This window comes from Kitasatospora sp. NPDC043949, assembly GCF_056435365.1.
The window spans coordinates 42,688-62,921 of the sequence record NZ_JBWKEQ010000014.1; the positions used below are offsets into that span (position 1 = coordinate 42,688).

The 20,234-nt window shown below is 74.2% G+C and carries 18 protein-coding genes; 5 read left to right on the forward strand and 13 right to left on the reverse strand.

All coding sequences use genetic code 11. The annotated features are described in order from the left end of the window. Positions 1–61 precede the first annotated feature (61 nt). Together AC07AL_RS14115 and AC07AL_RS14120 are read left to right on the forward strand one after the other, a co-directional pair. A complete protein-coding gene (locus AC07AL_RS14115; protein ID WP_363586612.1) occupies positions 62–265 on the forward strand; it encodes an MbtH family protein in 204 nt (67 codons plus the stop codon). Positions 266–310: 45 nt separating this feature from the next. Next, entirely contained in the window at positions 311–823 is a 513-nt protein-coding gene (locus tag AC07AL_RS14120) for a GNAT family N-acetyltransferase (RefSeq protein WP_363586611.1), read from the forward strand. A 73-nt stretch (positions 824–896) separates the two neighbouring features. On the opposite strand, the gene AC07AL_RS14125 is transcribed toward AC07AL_RS14120, so the two are convergent. Beyond that, a complete protein-coding gene (locus tag AC07AL_RS14125; RefSeq protein ID WP_478317555.1) occupies positions 897–2,375 on the reverse strand; it encodes an FAD/NAD(P)-binding protein in 1,479 nt (492 codons plus the stop codon). 359 nt (positions 2,376–2,734) lie between these two features. Between AC07AL_RS14125 and AC07AL_RS14130 the strand changes: the two genes are divergently transcribed. Then, entirely contained in the window at positions 2,735–3,376 is a 642-nt protein-coding gene (locus AC07AL_RS14130) for an SRPBCC family protein (RefSeq protein WP_478317556.1), read from the forward strand. A 28-nt stretch (positions 3,377–3,404) separates the two neighbouring features. Here AC07AL_RS14130 and AC07AL_RS14135 read toward each other — a convergent pair whose 3' ends face one another. The 11 genes from AC07AL_RS14135 to AC07AL_RS14185 all read right to left on the reverse strand — a co-directional run bounded on the left by AC07AL_RS14135 (position 3,405) and on the right by AC07AL_RS14185 (position 16,695). Continuing rightward, positions 3,405–4,988 carry a phytoene desaturase family protein gene (locus AC07AL_RS14135; RefSeq protein ID WP_478317557.1) on the reverse strand — a complete coding sequence of 528 codons (1,584 nt, stop codon included), beginning with the start codon at positions 4,986–4,988 and terminating at the stop codon, positions 3,405–3,407. A gap of 116 nt (positions 4,989–5,104) precedes the next feature. Continuing rightward, positions 5,105–7,759, reverse strand: coding sequence for a glycoside hydrolase family 31 protein (locus tag AC07AL_RS14140; RefSeq protein ID WP_478317558.1), 2,655 nt, complete (start codon positions 7,757–7,759; stop codon positions 5,105–5,107). A 152-nt stretch (positions 7,760–7,911) separates the two neighbouring features. Then, positions 7,912–8,772 carry a carbohydrate ABC transporter permease gene (locus tag AC07AL_RS14145; protein ID WP_400985108.1) on the reverse strand — a complete coding sequence of 287 codons (861 nt, stop codon included), beginning with the start codon at positions 8,770–8,772 and terminating at the stop codon, positions 7,912–7,914. Then, entirely contained in the window at positions 8,769–9,698 is a 930-nt protein-coding gene (locus AC07AL_RS14150) for a carbohydrate ABC transporter permease (protein ID WP_363586606.1), read from the reverse strand. Before AC07AL_RS14150 ends, AC07AL_RS14145 begins: the two co-directional genes overlap by 4 nt. Before the next feature lie 43 nt (positions 9,699–9,741). After that, positions 9,742–11,013, reverse strand: a complete 1,272-nt coding sequence (locus AC07AL_RS14155) for an extracellular solute-binding protein (protein ID WP_363586605.1) — start codon at positions 11,011–11,013, stop codon at positions 9,742–9,744. Between the two features lie 217 nt (positions 11,014–11,230). Continuing rightward, the gene (locus tag AC07AL_RS14160; RefSeq protein WP_478317559.1) at positions 11,231–11,989 is read right to left on the reverse strand and encodes a DeoR/GlpR family DNA-binding transcription regulator; all 759 of its coding nucleotides are present in this window, start codon (positions 11,987–11,989) and stop codon (positions 11,231–11,233) included. Positions 11,990–12,105: 116 nt separating this feature from the next. Then, the gene (locus tag AC07AL_RS14165) at positions 12,106–12,993 is read right to left on the reverse strand and encodes an SAM-dependent methyltransferase (protein WP_363586603.1); all 888 of its coding nucleotides are present in this window, start codon (positions 12,991–12,993) and stop codon (positions 12,106–12,108) included. A gap of 210 nt (positions 12,994–13,203) precedes the next feature. Beyond that, complete coding sequence (locus tag AC07AL_RS14170) at positions 13,204–13,737, reverse strand: EF-hand domain-containing protein (protein ID WP_363586602.1); 534 nt, start codon at positions 13,735–13,737, stop codon at positions 13,204–13,206. 156 nt (positions 13,738–13,893) lie between these two features. Beyond that, positions 13,894–14,691, reverse strand: coding sequence for an FAD:protein FMN transferase (locus AC07AL_RS14175; RefSeq protein ID WP_363630613.1), 798 nt, complete (start codon positions 14,689–14,691; stop codon positions 13,894–13,896). Between the two features lie 30 nt (positions 14,692–14,721). Continuing rightward, positions 14,722–15,261, reverse strand: coding sequence for an FMN-binding protein (locus AC07AL_RS14180; protein ID WP_363630596.1), 540 nt, complete (start codon positions 15,259–15,261; stop codon positions 14,722–14,724). Between the two features lie 78 nt (positions 15,262–15,339). Beyond that, positions 15,340–16,695 (reverse strand): ferredoxin reductase family protein, encoded by a 1,356-nt coding sequence (locus tag AC07AL_RS14185; protein WP_478317560.1) that lies wholly within the window; start codon positions 16,693–16,695, stop codon positions 15,340–15,342. Positions 16,696–16,925: 230 nt separating this feature from the next. Here AC07AL_RS14185 and AC07AL_RS14190 point away from each other — a divergent pair, with 230 nt between their 5' ends. Then, positions 16,926–17,654: a response regulator transcription factor gene (locus tag AC07AL_RS14190; protein ID WP_363586599.1), complete on the forward strand. Its 729-nt coding sequence runs from the start codon at positions 16,926–16,928 to the stop codon at positions 17,652–17,654. 41 nt (positions 17,655–17,695) lie between these two features. Then, positions 17,696–19,168 (forward strand): sensor histidine kinase, encoded by a 1,473-nt coding sequence (locus AC07AL_RS14195; RefSeq protein WP_363630611.1) that lies wholly within the window; start codon positions 17,696–17,698, stop codon positions 19,166–19,168. Here AC07AL_RS14195 and AC07AL_RS14200 read toward each other — a convergent pair. Continuing rightward, positions 19,146–20,180 carry a GlxA family transcriptional regulator gene (locus AC07AL_RS14200; protein WP_478317561.1) on the reverse strand — a complete coding sequence of 345 codons (1,035 nt, stop codon included), beginning with the start codon at positions 20,178–20,180 and terminating at the stop codon, positions 19,146–19,148. The genes AC07AL_RS14195 and AC07AL_RS14200 overlap by 23 nt on opposite strands. Positions 20,181–20,234: the final 54 nt, after the last annotated feature.

Consider the following 20,234-nt stretch of genomic DNA (forward strand, 5'->3'; position numbering starts at 1 on the left):
TGCTGTCAGACCACCGCGCAAGACCACCGCTGGAAACCCGACAACGACGAAGGAGTACGACATGGACGAGAACACCCGCTACCAGGTGCTGCGCAACGACGAGGAGCAGTACTCCCTCTGGCCGGTCGACCTCGACGTGCCCGCCGGCTGGCAGCCCGTCGGCCAGGAGGGCACCGAGGCGGAGTGCACCGCCTACGTCGACGAGGTGTGGACCGACATGCGGCCGCGGAGCCTGCGCGAGCGCATGGAGAGCGCCGGATCCTGACCGGTCGCAGCACTTCCGTCCCACGACAACCCCGAGGAGCTGACCGTGACCCCTTCGCTGCGCACCGAACACCTGGAGTTCATCCCCTACCGGGCCGAGGACGAGGACGCCTTCGTCTCCCTCCTCCGCAACGCTGACGTGTGCAGCTGGATGGGCCAGGACCTGGTGCCCGAGCCGCAGATCCGCGCGCTGTTCCGCGCGATCCTGACCGACGTGTACCCGCAGCGGATCTTCGACGTGTGGGGCCTGTGGCTGGACGGGAGGTACGCGGGCCACGCCGAGGTGAAGAAGACCGGGAACGTCGACGGCCACGAGCTGGTCACCGCCCTCGCCCCGGAGTTCTGGGGCCGGGGCCTGGGCACCGAGGTGGTCCGCGGACTGATCCGTTACGCCGCCGACGAGTTGGGGCTCAAGGAGGTCTACGGCATGGTGGGTGCGGAGAACGCCCCGAGCCTGGCGATGTGTCGACGGCTGGGCTTCCGGCACCTGCGCGACGTCCTCGGGGACGACGGCTCGGTGACGAAGGTGGTGGCGCTCTCGACGACCGGCCAGGCCTGACCGGGCCCGGCCGGGTGCGGCCCGGCCCGCGGCGCGTCCGGTCGCGCCGCGGGCCGCTGACGTGCACGCCCGCTCAGCGGGCCGGTACCGCTCCGTTCGGCGCTCCCGGCCCGCTCGGCGTTCCCGCCGCGCTGCGGCCCAGCAGCAGGGCGAGGTCGTCGGCCTGGCAGCGGATCTCCGGGATGGCGGTCGTCTCCAGCAGGTTGCCGCGCCGCAGCGAGCCCAGCGTCCACAGCGGCGCCGGAGCCCGGCCGCCCGCGGGGAGGAGCCGGCCGTCGGCGGCGGTGTCGAAGCCGCCGCCGACGGGGGCGGGGGAGCCGAGGCCGGTGGTGAGCAGGTCGGTGATCAGCGGGTCGTCGACCCGGGTGAGTTCGGCCTCGGAGCCGGTGCAGTTCAGCACCGCCCCCACCCGCAGCGCGCGGCCGTCGTCCAGCCGGACGTCGATGACCTCGCCGACCTCGCCGGGGCCGTCCGCGGTGGTCTTGGCGTCGGTCACGGTGCCCCGGCCGATGCTGACCAGGCCCGCGTCGACGGCGGTGCGCAGGGCCCTGGCGCTGACCGGCGGGATCCGGTGGCGGTGGGTCTCCCAGAGCCGGAGGTCCCGGGCCAGCAGCCGGGCCTGGTCGGCGGGTGAGAGCTGCTGCCACAGGGCGCTGGTGAGGGGGCGGAGGCTGTCGACCCCGGCCCGCCAGTCGCCGTGGACGCGGCGGCAGCGGGCGATCTGGCACAGTACCGCCCGGCGCAGCGCGGGCAGCCCCGCACGGGCGTCGAGCTGCGGGGTGGCCGGGGTGGCGGGCGCGGTGAGCGGGGTGGCGGCGTGCGGTCGGGGGACCAGGCCGTTCCGGGACAGGGCGTGGACGACGCGTCCGGGGCGTTGCAGGCTGAGCGCCATGTCGACCATGGTCAGGCCGGTGCCGACGAGCAGGACGTCGCGGTCCTCGGGGACGGCCGTGAGGGCGCCGGGTGCCCAGGGGTCGGCCAGGAACCGCCCGGAGTCGCGCAGCGCCGGCGGTGCCCAGGCCTGGCCGGGTGCGAAGTTGCCCAGGGCCAGCACCGCCGCGTCGACGTCGAGCGGCGGCCCGTCGTGCAGCCACAGGCGCAGCGGCGGGGTGGTCGCCAGCGGCCGGTGGGCGAGGGCGACGACGCGGTCGGGCACTCGGACCAGGTCGGGGGTGCCGGGGCCGGAGGCAGCCGCTGCCAGGCTCTCGGCGAGGTAGCGGCCGAAGAGGCGCCGGGGGACGAAGTCGTGCTCGCCGCCGCGGTCGCCGAGCCAGCGCACGAAGTGGCCGGGGTCGTCCCGGTGGGCGCTCATCCGGCCGGCCGGGACGTTCAGCAGGTGGTGCGGCGCGTCGGTACCGAACGCCAGCCCCGGGCCTGCGGGCCCGGGGTCGATGAGCCAGATCCGGGCCGGTGCGGGTCTCCCGGCGGCCGCGTGGTGGAGCAGGCGCAGCGCCGTGAGGGTGCCGGCGGCGCCTGCGCCCACCACGGCGATCTCGTGCGGGGTCCTGCTCTGGTTCACGGCGGCCGCGTCGGACGCAGCGGGAGACGTCATACGGCCAACATCGAGCCGATCGCGCCGCCGCGTCCAACGACGGTTCATAGGCCCCTTGCCAAGCAGAACTTATGGCCCGGTGGCGCGGTGGTGCGTCGACCTGGGGCAGGGATGAAGGTCACGTAGGGTCCCGGGTTCGACACGTTCCGTCCCATAAGGAGAGTTTGGGGCGCTCGGCCGCCCGTCGCCCGGCCCCTGGTTAGAGGGTGTCACGAAAGCCGTTGACCTCTTACGCAGATTAGCGTTATAACTTCTAACGAACGCGCAAGCATCTATCGCGTGCGGGGCTGCCGCAGCCTCGCCCGCAGCCCGACAGGCAACACCCGCCCGCCAACTGACACTCGATCAAGGGGAATCCCATGTCCGGCACCCGCAGCACCGGCGTCCGCGCCGCCCTGTTCGCCGTCCCGCTCGTCGTCAGCCTCCTCGGCACCGCGGCCGCGCCCGCCGGGGCCGCCACCTCGCGCCCCGGTCCGTCCCTGACCTGCCGCGGCCAGGGCGTCGATCCCCGGGCCCAGGTCCGCTACCGGACCGAGACGGTGATCCACGCGCCGCTGCGCACCATCTGGAAGCTCCAGACCGACGTGGAGCGCTGGCCGTCCTGGCAGGGCCCCGTCGCGAGCGCGGAGCGCCTCGACCACGGCCGCCTGCGCCCGGGTTCGGCGTTCCGGTGGACGACCCCGCTCCCGCCCAACCCCGCGACCGCCGCCACCAGCCTGGACATCACCTCGACCGTCCAGCAGCTCAAGCGGGAGTCCTGCATCCGCTGGACGGGCCCCGCCGTCGCCGAAGGGCTGCACATCGACGGCGTCCACGTGTGGAACTTCACCAAGGTCGAGGGCGGCGTCCGGGTGAGCACCGAGGAGACCCACACCGGGCCCCAGGTCGACGCGGACATTCCCACCGCGACCGGGATCCTGCGCCAGGGCCTCGACGGGTGGTTGCACGACCTGAAGACCACCGCCGAGGCCATCGCCGGGGCCGCCGCCGACCGGAGCTGACCGGCGCCGGGGCCGACGCCGACCGGGGCTAACCGGAGAGGGCTTCGAGGGCGGCCCGGGCGGCGTTGTGGCCGGGGATGCCGCTGACTCCGCCGCCGCGGACGGCGCCCGCGCCGCACAGCAGGACGTTCGGGTGGGCCGTCGCCACGCCCCAGCGGGCGGCGGGGCCGTCCACGGGCCCGGTCGCGAACGGGAAGGAGAGGTCCCGGTGGAAGATGTGGCCGCCGGGCAGGCCGATCTCCCGTTCCAGGTCGAGCGGGGTTTTGGCCTCCACACAGGGCCGGCCGGTGGCGTCCGGCGCGAGGCAGTCGGCGATCGGTTCGGCCAGCACCTCGTCCAGTTGGGCCAGACTGGCCGCCAGGGCGCGCTCCTTGGCGGCCGGGTCGGTGAACAGCCGGGCGGGCATGTGCAGGCCGAACAGGGTCAGCGTCTGGAGGCCCTGGCGGACGGCTTCGGGGCCCAGGATGGTGGGGTCGGTGAGGGTGTGGCAGTAGATCTCCGACGGGGGCGCGGAGGGCATCCGGCCGGCCGCCGCCTCGGCGTAGGCGGTCTCCAACTGCCGGTAGCCCTCGGCGATGTGGAAGGTGCCCGCGAAGGCCTCCCGGGGGTCCGCGCCGGTGTCCCGGAGCCGCGGCAGCCGGCGCAGCACCAGGTTGACCTTCAGCTGGGCGCCCTCGGGCGCGGGCCCGGGCTCCTCGCCGAGGAGGCGGGCCAGGGTGGCCGGGGCGGCGTTGACCAGCACCCGGCGGCCCGCCGCCGTGGCCTCGCCGCCTTGGTGACGGTACGTCACCTCGGCGTCGCCGTGGCCGTCGGTGGCGATGGCGGTGACCTCGCACCCGGTGCGGATCTCCGCGCCGGCGGCCAGGGCCGCCTCGGCCAGCGCGTCCGTCACCGCGCCCATGCCGCCGACCGGGACGTCCCAGTCGCCCGTCCCGTTGCCGATCACGTGGTAGAGGAAGCAGCGGTTCTGCCGGAGCGAGGGGTCGTGGGCGTGGGTGAAGGTACCGATCAGCGCGTCCGTCAGGGCGATCCCGCGGACCAGGTCGTCGCTGAAGGTCCGTTCGATCGTCTCGCCCAGCGGCCGTTCGAACAGGGCGGTCCAGGCGGCGTCGTCGGCGATCCGCCGGCGCAGTTCGGCGCGTGCGGGCAGCGGCTCGGTGAGGGTCGGGAAGACCCGTCGGGCGACCTGCCCGGTCATGCCGTAGAAGCGCTGCCAGGCCTCCCACTCCCGGTCGGTTCCGGTGAGCGCCCGGAACGCCTCCCCGGTCCGGCCGGGGTCGGCGGCGTCCACCAGCAGGCCGGTGGGCTTCCCGTCCCGGACGGTGGGCGTGTACGAGGCGATCCGGCGGCGCCGCAGGTCGAGCCGCAGGCCCAGCTCCTGGACGATCTTCCGCGGCAGCAGGCTGACCAGGTAGGAGTAGCGCGACAGCCGGGCGTCCACGCCGGGGAACGCCCGGGCGGAGACGGCGGCCCCGCCGACCCGGGGCAGCCGTTCGAGCAGCAGGACCCGGCGTCCGGCCCGGGCGAGGTAGGCGGCGGCCACCAGCCCGTTGTGGCCGCCGCCGACGATCACGGCGTCGTACCGGGCGGGGGTGGACGGGTTCGCGTTCACCCCCGCCACGCTACGGGACGGGGGCGGGCCGGGGAATGCCCCGGACACAGCGGCCCCGGAACGCCGCAGCGCCCCCTCGCGGCGGTTCGCGAGGGGGCCCTGCGGCGTCCGGCCGGTCAGTGGCCGCCGTGGATCAGTTCGACGGAGAAGCCGTGGTCGGTGGCGACGGCGGGCGTCCTGACCTGGGTGACCCCGGTCGCGGCGTCGTAGTACCAGCCCGAGGCGGCCGAGTCGAGCGCCGCCGCGGAGTCCAGCCGGGGCAGCGGTCCGCCCTGCGTGACGACCAGGCGCGGGGCGGGCTTGCCGTGCACGGTGAAGCGGTACCCCCGCTCGGCCGGCTTGCCGGTGTAACTCCCCACGCTGGCACCGACCTTGACGACGGTGACCGGCCCGTGGGCGCGGACGTCCACCCGCTGGGTGGCCGAGGCGCCGGCGGCGAAGCCGCGGGTGACGCCGTCGTCCTCGTACAGGGTGTAGGAGGAGTCGCCCTGCGGGTAGAGGTCGTAGTCGAGCCGGGTGCGGTCCCGGTTCTCCCAGGACAGCGTGCCCTCGGGCCACATCGGCACGATCGAGCCGCCCTTGACGAACAGCGGCAGGGTGTCCAGCGGCGCGGAGTACCCGTTGACCGTGGTGGGGCCCTGGTAGGTGCGCCCGGTCCAGTAGTCGGTCCAGGTGCCCTTGGGCAGGTAGATGCCGTCGCGCACCGAGGTGTCCGAGTAGACCGGCGCGACGAGGAAGTCCGGCCCGGCCAGGAACTCGTACTTGGCGTTCGGGCCGAGGGCCGCCGGGTCGTCCGGGTACTCCAGGGCGAGCGGACGCACCGCGCCGACGCCCGTCCTGGTGGCCTCCGCCGACAGCGTGTACATGTACGGCAGCAGCCGCTCCTTCAGCTGGAGGTACTTGCGGTTGATCGAGGTGTAGGGCTCGCCGTCCAGCCAGGGCTGCTGGTCGCGCTGCTCCTTGCCGGCCATGTCCCTGGCCCAGCCGTCCATGGTCATGATGGCCGGGAGGAAGGACTTCCACTGGAGGTCGCGGGTGTACATCTTCGGGTCGCGGCGGTAGATGGAGCCGACGTCGCCGGTGTTGTAGGCGATGCCGGACATGGTGGCGCCGGCGTAGGTGGGGATCTGCCAGCGGATGTAGTCCCAGGACAGGCTCTGGTCGCCGCTCCACAGGACGCCGCAGCGCTGGGCGCCGGCCCAGGAGACGGGCAGCCAGACGAAGCCGCGGGCGTCGCTGCCGTCCTCGATGCCGGCCTTGGCCTGGTCGCAGGCGTTCAGCGCGAAGTCGTAGCCGTTGCCGACCCAGGCGACGTCGAGCTTGCGCACCAGGGCGCCGGCCTTGACCTCGGCGGCCTGGTCGGGCAGGCCGTTCTGGGTCCAGAGTCCGAGCTGGGCGTGGTCCTTGCGCAGGCCCTCGCCGGTCTGGGCGAGGTTCTCGTAGCCGCAGCCGTAGCCGTCGTTGACGAGCATCCAGCCGAGCGGCATCTGGTTCCGCACGTAGCCGTCGGCGACCTTGAGCGCGTCGGTGGTGTGGCGTTCGCCGCGGTTGGCGTTGTGCAGGTAGCAGTCGGAGTCGCCGGGCTCCAGGCCGTAGACGGGCGGCATGAAGGGCTTGCCGACCAGGGTGGTGTACTTGCCGATCACCGACTTGACGTCACCGGTGAAGTAGTAGGCGTCCAGGCGCCGTTCCTGCTGTCCGGTGCGCACGGGCGAGCCGAAGTCGTAGCTGCCCGGGGCGAAGGTGTTGCGGAAGACGCCGTAGCCGGCGGTGGAGATGTAGAACGGCTGCGAGTTGTTGTAGCCGCCCTCGTTCCAGTTGGTGCTGTTGGCGACGTGGACGGTCTTGTCCCGGTGGGAGAAGGAGCCGTTCTGCTCGCCGCCGCCGAAGAACTGCTCGTCGGCGCCGCGGACCAGGCTCTGCCGCAGCCCGCTGGTGGACCAGCGCAGCGGGGCGTCCTCCTGCCAGACGGCGGTGCGGTTGTCGGCCTTGTACAGGCCGAACCTCAGGGGGTGCTTGTAGACCCGCAGCACCTGGTCCTTGGAGCGGATGCCGTAGTAGTCGCCGGCGTCGAACGACGAGGTGCCGCGCTGGAGTTCGGGCTGCTTGCGGATGATCGTGCTGCCGGCCGGGTCGGTGAGCACGCCGTCCGGGGCGGCGCGCAGCCGCAACTGGTCGTCGGCGAGGAAGTCGACCTTGGCCTTGAGGGTGCCGGCGGCGATGTCGTAGCTGCCCTGGCCGCCGGAGAAGGAGGTGAGGTCTCCCGCGTCGGCGGTCTGCGGCAGGTAGGCGCGGCCGGTGAAGGAGCCGCCGTGCACGTCGTAGGGGACGACCAGGACGTGGTACGTGCCCGAGGCCTTCGGGATGACGGTCGCCTCGGGGTTGGCGGTGCCCGCGCTCTCGGCGACCTCCTTGCCGTTGGCGTCGTAGACGTAGAGGTCGAAGTCGTCGGTGGGGTTCTGCCACTGGATCGAGAGCGGGACGCCGCCCTCGGGGTTGTCGTCCCAGTAGCCGGCGGGCGCGTCGACGGTCAGGTCGAAGCGGCCGCAGACCGTGCCGTCCGGGTCCTGGGCGGCGGACGGGCAGGAGGCGGCGCCGCCGAGGGTGCCCTTGGCGTACGTGGGGCTCTGCCAGGTGGTGCTCTGGTGGCCGCCGTCGAGGACGGCGGAGCCGGGGGTGGCGGCGCGGGCCGGCAGGGCGGGCCCGGCCACGGCGGCGATGCTGGTGAGGGCCACGGTGAGGGCGGCCCGGCGGAGGCGAGGTCGTACCAAGCGCACGGTGTGTTCTCCCGTCGGATGAGCAAGAGATGTTCACTTACTGCGCGAAGCTGCTTGAACATGGGGGAATACAAGCAACATTCACAGTTGTGGCCGGTCCATGTCAATGGCGGGGTCACCGTTCCCGACACCCCGGACGGCCGGGGCTACTTGACCGATCCGGCGGTCAGCCCGGAGACCACGTGGCGCTCGATGACGGCGAACAGCACCACGACCGGCACGATCGCGACCACCGATCCGGCGAACAGGTAGTTCCACTCCACGGTGTAGTTGCCGATGAACCCGTTGATGCCGACGGTCAGCGGCTGGCTCTCCGGGGCCGTCGACAGGGTCAGGCCCATCACGAACTCGTTCCAGGCGGAGATGAAGGTGAAGATCACCGCGGTGACCACGCCGGGCATGGCCAGCGGCAGCACCACCCGGCGCAGCGCCCCGAGCCGGCCGAGGCCGTCGAGCAGCGCGGCCTCCTCCAACTCGACCGGGATCGAGCCGATGTAGGCGGTGAGGATCCAGACGGCGAAGGCCAGGTTGAAGGCGGCGTTGCAGAGGATCAGCGTCCAGACCGAGTTGAGCATGTCCAGCTGGTAGAACTCGCGGTAGAGGCCCACCAGCAGCGAGGTCGGCTGGAACATCTGGGTGACCAGGACGAGCAGCAGGAAGAGCTTGCGGCCCCGGTACCTGAACCGCGCGGTGCAGTACGCGGCGGGCAGCGCGACCAGCAGCGCGAGCACGGTGGAGCCCCCGGCGACCAGCAGGGTGACCTTGAGATTGGCGCCGAGCGTCGACTCGCGCCAGACGTCGACGAAGTTGGACCAGGCGGGGTGGCGCGGCAGGTAGCCCGCGTCGCGCAGTTCGTCGGCGGGGCGCAGCGCGGTGACGGCCATCTCCAGGTACGGGAGCAGGAAGACCGCCGCCAGCAGCCAGGCCGCCGCCGCCATGACCAGGGCGCGCGGCCGGATCCGGTGCGCGGGCGGGCGTGGCCGGTGCGCGGGCGGGCGGGCCGTCAACGCTCCTCCCCGTTCCAGCGGCCGACCTTGAGGAAGACCAGCACCATCAGCACCACCAGGGCGAAGTTGACCACCGACATGGCCGCGGACTCGCCGATGTCGGTGTTCTTCAGCTGGTACATGAACACCGTGCTGGTGGCCGTGGCGCTGCCCGGGCCGCCCTGGGTCATGCCCCAGATGACGGGGAAGGAGTTGAAGACGTTGATCAGGTTGATCACGAGGCCGACCAGGAAGGCCGGGCGCAGCAGCGGCAGGGTGATCCTCCGGTAGGCCTGCCAGGGGGAGGCGCCGTCCACCCGGGCCGCCTCGTACAGCTCGCCGGGGACGGTCTGCAGGCCGGCGAGCAGGGTGTAGGTGGTGAACGGCAGCGAGACGAAGACGGCGACGAGGACCATCCAGGGCCAGGCGGTCGACGGGTCGCCGAGCCAGTCCCGGGGGCCGTCGACCAGGCCGAGGTCGGTCAGCGCGGTGTTGAGCACGCCGGCCGTCCGGTCGAGCATCCACCGGAAGCCGATGGCGGTCATCAGGACGGACGCCGCCCAGGGGGCGATCAGGGCCCAGCGGGCGAACCTGCGCCCGGGGAAGCGCTGGTTGAACAGCTGGGCCAGGCCGAGCGAGAGCGCCATCGTCAGGCCGACGACGGCCACCGTCCAGACCACCGTCGAGAGCAGCACCCGGCCGAGGTCGGCCTCGCCGAGGAGCTTGCGGTACTTGTCCAGCCCGGCGGAGCCGCGGACGAACCCGCTGGTGCTGATGCGCAGGAACGAGGTGCGGACCATCTCGTAGACGGGCCACAGGACGACGGCCAGGATCAGCAGGACGGCCGGGGCGATCCACGGCAGTGGTCCGAGCCGACCGGGGCCGGAGCCCGTCCGGGCGGGCCGGCCGGGCCCGGGGGCTCGGGGGGTGGGGGAGTCGAGGGACACGGCGGTGCCTTTCGGACGGGGCGCGGGCCGGGGCGGGCGTGTCCTACTTGTTAGCGACGGCGTCCCGGGCCTTCTTCTGCAGGTCGCCGAGCACCTTGGCCGGGTCCCCGGCGACGGCGGTGCCGATGCTCTTCTTGAGCTCGGCCGAGACCGCGTCCCAGGTGGTGTTGCCGAGCGGGTAGAAGACGGCGTTCGGCAGGAGGGCGAAGAACGGTTCGAGGTCCTTGTGCTTGCCGCTGGCGGTCATCTCGCGCAGGGTGCTCTGGGTGACCGGCATCAGGTTGTAGGTCTCGTCGAAGGCGAGCGTGTTGTCCTTGGAGTACGCGAAGTCGAGGAACTTCCTGATCTGGTCGCGGTGGCCGTTCTTCTTGAAGGCCATCGTCCAGTCCGCGACGCCGAGGGTGGAGGCGAGCGGGCCGGTCCTGCCGGGGATGGGCGCGACGCCGTAGTCGACCTTGCCGTCCTTGGCCATCTGGATCAGCGAGGGGTGGCCGTTGGCCATGGCGGCCTTGCCCGCGGCGAAGTCGGCGAAGGCGGTCTTGCGGTCGGTGGTGGCCGGGTTGGCGTAGGTCAGGCCGGGGTCGACGAGGTTGGCCTTGAGCCAGCGGAAGGTGTCGACGTCGGCCTGGCTGTCGATGGCGTACGTGCCGTCCTTGGCGGTGGGGCCGCCGCCGTTGCCGAGCTCCCAGATCATGCTCTCGCCCTGGGCCTCCTCCGGGCCGAGCGGCAGCGCGTACGGGGTGACCCCGGGCGCCTTGGCCTTGATCAGTTCGGCGTCCTTGCGCACCTCGTCCCAGGTGGCGGGCGGCTGGGTGATGCCGGCCTGCTGGAAGACGGCCTTGTTGTAGAAGAGGGCGCGGGCGGAGGAGACGAACGGGATGCCGTACTGCACGCCGTCGACCCGGCCGGCCTCGGCGAAGCTCGGGATCAGGTCGGCCCGGGTGTCGGCGGACAGGACGTCCTCGGCCTTGTAGAGGAGGTCGTCGGCGACCTTGTCGGCGTAGCCCCCGGTCTGCAGGACGTCGGGGACGTTGCCGCTCTGGATCATCGTCTTGACCTGCTTGTCGATGTCGTTCCAGTTCATCACCTGGACGTCGACCCTGATGCCGGGGTTGGCCGCGGTGAACGCGGTGGCGACGCCGTTCCAGTAGGCCTTGGAGCTGTTGGACTCCTTCTCGCCGTAGTCGGCGGCGACGAGTTTGAGCGTCACGGCGCCGTTCGGGGAGGACCCGCCGCCACTGCTGCCGCCGCACGCCGTGAGGGCGAGCGCGCCGACGGCACAGACCGCCCAGAGGGTACGTACACGTGTGTTCACCGCAGTTACCGCCTTCGTACGCCGCTTGATCCTAGTTGCTTGAAGAGCGCTGGTTCTGAGCAGATTCGAAAGAGCGTGGCGTCGGGCAGTATTCACGAGGCGGACCGGCGGGGTCGAGGTGTCGCCCGGATGTCGTTATCGGACCGTTGCATGACAACTGACGGTGCGACAGAGAGCCCGGCCGGTTCTCCCCGGCCGGGCACCCCGCGTGAACAGGTCAGACGCGCGCGACCCGCACCCCGCAGGCGGCGATCGCCTTCTCCTGCGCCGCGGTGGCCTCGTCGTCGGTGACGAGGTCGTGCACCTCGGCGAGCGGGCAGATCTTGGCGAAGGTCACCCGGCCGATCTTGGTGCTGTCCGCCAGGACCACCGACCGCGCGCTGGCGTGCAGGAACGCGCGGTCGGTCTGGGCCTCCATCTCGTCGTGCGTCGTGCAGCCGTCCTGCGCGGTCAGGCCGTCCACCCCGATGAACGCGAGGTTCAGGTGGTACTGGGCGAGCATCCGGTCGGCGGCCGGCCCCACCAGCTCGTAACTCGTGGTCCGGGCCAGGCCGCCGACCACCACCAGGCGGACCTCCGGCCGGACGATGAGGTCCGCCGCGATGTTGACCGCGTTGGTCACGATGGTGATCCCGCCGCGCTCGGCCAGCACCCGGGCCAGCTCGCTCGTCGTCGTGCCGCCCGTCAGGCCCACCACGGCGCCGTCCGGCACCAGCCGGTCGGCCGCCAGCGCGATCCGCCGCTTCTCCGCCTGCCGCGTCCCGTGCTTGTGGCGCAGCGGCAGTTCGAGGTTGACGGCACCGGTGACCGCCCCGCCACGGGTGCGGTGCAGCAGGCCCTGGTCGTGCAGTTCCTGGAGGTCCCGGCGGACGGTGGCCGGTGACACCTGGAGGAGGCCGGCCAGCTCGTGCACATCGGCGCTGCCCGCCTCGGTGATGTGGGTGAGGATCCGGGCGGTACGGTCGGCTTTGAGCATGGCCGAAGTCTAGGGCGTGTCCGTTGGATCACGCCGGGCCCGTACGGCGGCGGCCTGTGCGCAGAACCGAACACCGGGCGGGCCGGAGCCGGCCGGGGCAGCCCGGAGCGGGGGCGTCACCGGGTGGCGAAGACCCAGCGGTTGGCGGCGAAGGCGTCGTGGGGTTCGGGCCGGGGGCCGCGGCCGTAGTGGCGGGTGAAGTCGAACGGGCTGTGGACGGTGGTGGACCAGCCGCGCTCGGTGAGATCGGCGGTGGTGTCGGGGCGGGGCCCGGCGTCGAACAGGGCGAGCAGGTCGACGCCGAGTCGCTCGCGAGCGGTCGTGTAGACGGGGTTCTCTCGGACCGCCGCGGACTCCGGTCCGAGCTTGGCCTCGTACGCCAAGGTGCTTCCTGCGGCGCCGAGTCGGTCGACGGCAGCCGCGAGCCGCTGTTCGGCGGCGGCGGGCAGGTAGGGCAGCAGGCCCTCGGCGAGCCAGGCGGTCGGCTCGGCGGGCTGGAAGCCGGCCGCGGTGAGGGCGTCGGCCCAGTCGCCGCGCAGGTCGGCGGCCACCGGTACGCGGCGCGCCGCCGGCCGGGCGTCGACCCGGTCGAGGACGCGCTGCTTGAACGCGAGGACCCCGGGCCGGTCGACCTCGAAGACGGCGAGGTCGGCGGGCCAGTCGAGCCGGAAGGCCCGGGTGTCCAGGCCGGCGCCGAGCAGGACCACCTGGCGGACGCCCAGGTGGGCGGACCACAGCAGCTGGTCGTCCAACGCCCTCGTCCGCAGGGCGAGGTAGCGGCCGAGCCGCCCCCAGAGCGGATCGGCCTCGCCGTCCGGGACGTCCCGGGGGTGCACCGGCCAGTGCGCGGAAGACCGGGCGGCGCGCACGAAGTGCTCGGCGTGGGCGTCCCGGGCGAGGGCGTCGGGGCGGTGGGTCTCGATCGCGCGGGCGGCGGCGACCATCAGGGCGGTCGGTCCGACGCCCTCGTCGACGCCGGCACGGGGGCGGGCGGCGGTGGCCATGATCCCTCCTGGTGTTCGGACTTCGGGAAGCCGCGGTCAGGTCCTGTCCGGCAGGATCGGCCGGACAGGACCTGGCCGGCGGACCGGTCGTGGGTGGTGGCGCGGGCGGCCGTGGGCCCGGTGCGCGAAGCGCGGGACGGCGCCGCCGGGCAGGTGCGGGGCGGCGGCGCCGTCGCTCAGCCGATCCGGGGCGGGCGCGCCCCGGGGAGATCAGGCGGCCGGTTGGCCCACCAGCAGGTCGCCGGGGATGCCGGCCTTGTCCGGGGCGTAGTAGTCGCGGATCCCGGCGGCCCAGACGGCCACCGTGATGCGGTCCTCGGGGGTGGGGCCGAAGGCGTCGAAGAGGGCGTGGATGTTGGCGTGCTCGAAGCCGATCGCGGTCATCAGCGCCACGAACAGCGGGCGCTCGATCAGGCCGTCGCCGTCCGGGTCGCCGAGCGCGGCCAGGGCGTCGGCGAACTCGCCGGCGGCGGGGCCGAAGCGCTCGGGCGAGAGGACGAAGCCGCCGAACTCCTCGCGGCTGATCACGCCGTCGCCGTTGGTGTCCAACTCGCTGACCAGGGTGGTCCAGTAGCGCCGGAAGGCGGCGCGGATCGCGGCCTTCGCGGCCTCGTCCGAATCGGCGGCGGCCGCGACCACGCGGGCCGTCATCAGGTTGAAGTCGTCGACCTCGACGACGCCGTTGCGGTTGGCGTCGAACAGGGAGAAGACGAGGTCGATCCGCCGGGTGGCCTCGGTGGGCATGTGTCGCTACCTCTTTCCGTGGGTTCACGCGTGTCCGCGGGTCCACGCGTTCCGGTGGGACCGGATGGTGTGCGTCCGATCGGTCTCCCCACTATCGGCCACCCGGGTCGGGGCGGATGAGTCATGATCGAGTTCTTCACCTGATGGAGTGAACTATCAGCGTTCGAAAGCCAGTTGGCGCGCAAACGGCCCTGCTGGGGCCGCCGGGGCGGCCGGCCGCCAGTCGGCGGGGCCGGTGGGCGGGAGGTGCCGGGGCAGGCCGGGCGTCCAGCGCTTGGTCCCGTCGGGCAGGACGGCGAGGGCCTCGACACCGGGCTGCCGGGCGGCCCAGACGAGCGCGCGGTCGGGGCCCATCGCGAAGGCGGCGGTGGCCCAGGCGTCGGTGCGGGCGATCCCGGTGCCGGGGGCGCCGACCAGGGTCAGCGAGGCCAGGCCGAGCGCCGGCCGGCCGGTGTGCGGATCGAGGATGTGCGCGCCGCGCTCGGCGGTGCCGGAGGTGGCCACCGCGAGGCCGTCGCCGCCCAGGACGGCGGCCAGCGCGCCCGGCCTCAGCGGGTGGGCGACCCCGATCCGCCACGGCCCGCCGGCGGTCTGCACGTCCCCGCCGCCGCTGACGCAGTACTGCCGGGCCCCGGCGGCGCGCAGCAGCCCGGCCGCCTCCTCGACCGCCCACCCCTTGACCCAGCCGCTCGGGTCGAGCCGGCCGCCGGGCCGCTCGGTGAAGAAGCCGTCGGTCTGCGCGGCGACCTCGCGGCAGGTGGCCAGGACGGCGCGGACCTGCGGATCGCAGTCGGCGAGGGCGAGTTCGCCCCGGTCGAGGCGGCTGATGTCGCTGTCCGGCCGGTAGGGCGAGAACACCGCGTCGATCCGGTGCAGCCGGTCGGCGATCCGGCGGAGCGCGGAGGGCGTGGCCGGGCCGGGATCGCGGACGGCGATCGAGAAGACGGTGCCCATGACGGGTTCGGCGTGGCGGAGCACCGTGCCTCATCGCCCGGCGCGGTCGAGCGCGCTCTGCAGGGAGCGGACGTAGCCGTCGCTGGTGAAGGTCGCGCCGCTGACCACGTCGATCCCGGCGCTCTGCGCGGCGATCGCCTCCTGGTTGAGCAGGGGCAGCGCGGAACTGTTGATCTCGCGGTCCCGGCGGTCCTCGGTGGGGTACTTGACGACGTCGACGGCGGTGATCCGGCTGCCGGCGAGGGTGACCTCGACCTGGACGGGACCGTAGCGGGTGTTCACGGCGTCGCCGGCGACCTTCCGGGTGCCGCCGGTGCCGCCAGTGCCACCGGTGCCGCCAGTGCCACCGGCGGCCGGCGCGGTGGGGGAGCCCGACGGCCCGGCGGTGGCGTCGGAGGCCCCGGCGGCGGTACCGGACGAACCGGTGCCGGACGAGCCCGCGGCACCGGACGAGCCCGTGCCGCCGGAGCTGATCACCGGCGCGGGCCCGGTGGCCCCGTGCGGTTTGAGGGAGAGCAGCAGGACGACTCCGGCCGCGGTGGCGGCACTGGTGACGACGGCTCGGCGCATGGGCGGGGCTCCTCGGGGTGTGGCGGAGGTGGCGTGGTGAGACGGGCTCGGCAGGTCCGGCGGGCTCGGCGATCGGGCTCAGAAGTCGAAGGACTCCCGGTGGATGCGCCCCGCCCGCACCCCGGCGGCCCGCAGCGAACGGACGGCCTCCTCGGCCAGCGCGTCCGGCCCGCACAGGTAGACCTCGTGCTCGGCGAGGTCGGGGACGAGCCGGGCGAGCGCGCGGCCGAGGTCGCCGATCCGCGCCCGCGGGCCGACCAGTTCGTGCACCGCGGCGCCCCGCCGCCGGGCCACCTCCGCCAGCTCCGCCCGGAACAGCACGTCCTCCGGGCGTCCGGCCCGCTGGACCAGGGTCAGTTCGCCCGGCAGCGTCTCGAACAGCGCCCGCAGCGGGGTGATCCCCACCCCAGCCCCGAGCAGCAGCACCCGGCGCCGCCGTTGCAGCCGCCCCGTGAACGCCCCGTACGGGCCCTCGGCGCGCACCGGGGTGCCCGGGCGCAGCGCGGCCACCGCGGCGCTGTGCCCGCCGAGGTCCTTGACGGTGAAGCGCAGGAAGTCCGGGCGCGGCGGCGCGGACAGCGAGTACGGGTTGGCGGCCCACCGCAGGCCGGGAGTCTGGAACTGGAGGCGGAAGAACTGGCCCGGCTCGGCCCGGAGTTCGTCCAGCCGCCGACCGGTCAGGAACAGCGACACCACGCCCGGCCCCTCCCGGCGGACCTCCGCCACCCGCAGCCGGTGCCGGCGGTCGAGCAGCCAGGGCCGGGCCAGCCGGTACCAGCCCAGCAGGGCGGCGGTGCCGAGGTAGAGCGCGTACCAGGCGGCGCGGGCCGGGCCGTCGCCGAGGTCGGCGCCGGTGGCCAGCTGGTGGCCGAAGGCGAGCGCCACCGCGAGGTAGGTGGCCAGGTGCAGGTAGTACCAGGCCTCGTACGGGAGGCGGCGCCGGGCGGCCCGGGCGGAGACGGCGCCGGTGCCCAGCATCAGCAGGGTGCCCAGCGCGGCCTTGAGCATCTCGGGGTAGTGGAGGACGATCTCCACACCCTCGCCGAGCGGGCCGCGCCCGTCCGTCAGCGCGTACCCCCAGACGACCGACAGCACGTGCACCGTCACCACGGCGACCAGCCAGCGCCCGCCGAACGCGTGCCAGCGGGCCAGCCGGTCGGCGCCGACCCCGCGCTCCACCGGCGGCAGCCGGGCCATCAGCAGGAGCAGCACCGGCGCCGCGTACCCGGCGAGCAGGCCGGTGATCCGGCCCGCCCCGGTCAGCCAGCCGGCCGCGCCGGCGACCGCCGGGGTGTCGGACCACCACAGCGCGAGGACGCCGAGCGCCCCGGCGGCGATCAGGCCCAGCACCGCGTCCGGCCGGGCGGCGGCCGGGCGGCGCGGGGCCGCCCGGCGGGTGCGGGCGGCGGGTCTCGGCGGGGCGGCGGTGGCCATCGGGGATCCTCCTTCGGGCCCGGCGGGCGAGCACCGCCGGGGCGCACCACGATCGCACCGCAACCTCTGAGCCAGCTCTGAACCGGGGCCGCCGCCCCCGTCGCCTCCGGCGATGTCGCCGCAGGTCAGGGTGGGTGGATCGGGTTTCCCGGGCGACTGCCGGTCTCACGGCTTTCTCATCGCGGTGGGCCAGGATGAAGGCGGCCGACCGCCTGCACCCAGGGAGCACCATGGACGACACCGCCGAGCGGGGCGCCGACCGGCAGGACTGGCGGGTCCTCGTCGTCGACGACGAACCGGACCTGGTGGAGGTGGTCTGCGGCGCGGTCCGCTACGAGGGCTGGCAGGCACGGGGCGAGACCACCGGTCTGGCCGCCGTCCGGGCGGCGGCGCACTGGCGCCCGGACGCCGTGGTGCTCGACATGATGCTCCCCGACCTCGACGGCATGGAGGTGCTGCGCCGCATCCACGCCGAGCGGCCCGAGGTGCGGGTGCTCTTCCTCACCGCCCGGGACGCCGTCGAGGACCGGATCGCGGGCATCGCGGCGGGTGGCGACGACTACGTGACCAAGCCGTTCAGCCTGGCCGAGGTGGTGGTCCGGCTGCGTGGGCTGCTGCGCCGCGCCACCCCGCCGGGGGCCGCGGGGCAACCGCCCGCGCACGCCCTGGTGCTCGGCGACCTCGTCCTCGACGAGCGGGCCCGCGAGGTCACCCGCGCCGGTGAGGTGGTCGACCTCAGCCCGACCGAGTACGCGCTGCTCGCCCACCTGATGCACCACCCGCGGCAGGTGCTCAGCAAGGCGCAGATCCTGGACGCCGTCTGGTCGTACGACTTCGGCGGGCAGGCGCACGTCGTCGAGCTGTACATCAGCTATCTGCGCAAGAAGCTGGACGCGGGCCGGACGCCGATGATCCACACGGTGCGCGGCGCCGGCTACCTGATCAAGGCGGCCCCGTGACCGGCCGGCCCACGACGGGCGGCCCCGTGACCGGCGGCCCCGTGACGGGCGCCGCCAGGGCACGCCGCCGGGCCGCCCGGCTGGTGCCGCGGACGCTGCGGGCCCGGCTGATCGCCGGCCTGCTGGTGCTGCTGGTGGTGACCTGCGCCGCGGTCGGCCTCGCCACCACGGCGGCGCTGCGCCACTTCCTGGTGGACCGCCTGGACCAGCAGCTCGCCGACGCTGGCGGGCGCTACGCCGCCAGCCTGGAGCACGCCGGCCAGGGCGGCGGCACCGACACCCGGGCGCAGACCCCCGGCACCCTGGGCGCCCGGCTGCTGGACGGCCGGGTCACCGCGGCGGGCGTGGTCGACGGGGACGCCGACGACGCCAACGGCCCCAGCGCCGACGACCGGCTGGTGTTCTCGCCGGCCGAGCAGCGGGCCCTGGCCGCCCTGCCGGTCGGCGGGCCGGCCCGCACCGTCGACCTGGGCCGCGCGCAGGGCCACTACCGGGTGCGCGCGGTGGCCGGCCGGGACGGCGACGTGCTGGTCAGTGGACTGCCGCTGCGCCCGGCCGAGGACACCGTGGACCGGCTGGCGACCCTGGAGCTGACCGTCTTCGCGATCGCCGTCGCCGGGGCGGGGGCGGCCGGGGCGGTCTGGGTCGGCTGGTCGCTGCGTCCGCTGCGGCGGGTGGTGGGCACGGCCGAGCGGGTCGCCGCGCTGCCGCTCGCCAGCGGCGCCGTCACGCTGGCCGAACGCGTCCCGGACGACGATCCGCGGACGGAGGTCGGCCGGGTCGGCGCGGCGCTCAACCGGATGCTCGGGCACGTGGGCGACGCGCTGGCCCGCCGGCACGCGGTGGAGGAGCGGCTGCGGGCGTTCGCGGCCGACGCCAGCCACGAGCTGCGCACCCCCGTGGCGGCGGTCCGCGGCCACGCCGAACTCGCGCTGCGCCACCCGGGCGCGGTGCCCGGGCCGGTCCGGCACTCGCTGGAGCGGATCGACGCCGAAGCGGTGCGGATGGGCGCGATCGTCGAGGACCTGCTGCTGCTCGCCCGGCTGGACGCCGGCCGGCCGCTGGCCGACGCCGAGGTCGACCTGACCCGGATCGCGCTGAACGCGGTGGCCGACGCCCGGGCGGCCGGGCCCGGGCACCGCTGGCGCCTGGCGCTGCCCGAGGAACCGGTGCTGGTGCGCGGGGACGCGGACCGGCTCAGCCAGGTGGTGGTCAACCTGCTGGCGAACGCCCGGACCCACACCCCGCCCGGCACCGAGGTCGAGCTGAGCCTGGAGCCGGCCGGGGCGGGGGTGCGGCTGGCCGTCGCCGACGACGGCCCGGGGATCGCGCCGGAGCTGGCGGGCCGGATGTTCGAGCGGTTCGTCCGGGGGGACCGCGCCCGCTCGCGCTCGACCGGGTCGACGGGGCTCGGCCTGTCGATCGTGCGGGCGGTGGTCCGGGCGCACGGCGGCACGGTGGACGCGGCGAGCCGGCCGGGGCGCACCGTGTTCACGGTCCGGCTGCCGCCCTGACCGGGGGCGGACCCCAGGGCGTGGGCGTGGTGGTGCGGAAGCGGTGGCGGTACTCGGTCGGGGTGGTGTCGAGCCGGCGGCGGAAGGCCCGGACCAGGGTGTCGGTGGTGCCGAACCCGCAGTCGGCGGCGACGCGGTCGAGCGTGGCATCGGTGGATTCGAGCTGGTGGCGGGCGAGTTCGACCCGGGCCGACTCGATGTAGGCGCTGGGCGTGGTGCCCAGTTCGGTCTTGAAGATCCGGGTCAACTGCCTTTCGCTGACGTGGGCGTGGGCGGCGAGATCGGGGACGGTGAGTCGGCCGGTGAGGTTGCGCAGGACGTGGTGGCGCAGCTCCTCGACCCGCCGGGTGGTGGAGACGGGTTCCAGCGGGACACTGAACTGGCTCTGGCCGCCGGGGCGTTTGAGGTACATCACGAGCTGGCGGGCGACCCTCAGCGCGAGCTCCTCGCCGAAGTCCTCGGCGACCAGGGCGAGGGAGAGGTCGAGGCAGGCGCTGATGCCCGCGCCGGTCCAGACGTCGCCCTCGCGGATGAAGATCGGGTCGGCGTCCACCTCGATCTCCGGGTACTCGGCGGCCAGTTGCGCGGCGGTCGACCAGTGGGTGGTGGCGCGCTTGCCGTCGAGGAGCCCGGCGGCGGCGAGCAGGTGCGCGCCGACGCAGACCGAGGCGATGCGGCGTGAGCGCCCGGCGAGGGTGCGCACCCAGTCGACCACGGCCGGGTCGGTGCGCGGGCGCACCCGGCGCGGGCCGTCCACCTCGACGGCGCCGGGCACCAGCAGGGTGTCGATGGCGCTCGCGGCGGCCTCGTCGAAGGTGAGGTCGGGCAGGATCCGCACGCCGGCGGCGGTGGTGACCGGGTCCGTGGTCGCGGCGGCGAGGACGACGCGGTAGCCGGTCGCGTCGCCGCTCTCCCGCCGGACGAGGGAGAACACCTCGGGCGGTCCGGTGACGTCGAGCAGGTCGACGCCCTCGAACAGGACGATGACGATCAGTCGTTGTACGGCGCCCACGGCCCCCACCTTGCTCTCTCGATGCTCTCTCGATGTCGGAATCTGCAGGTTAGA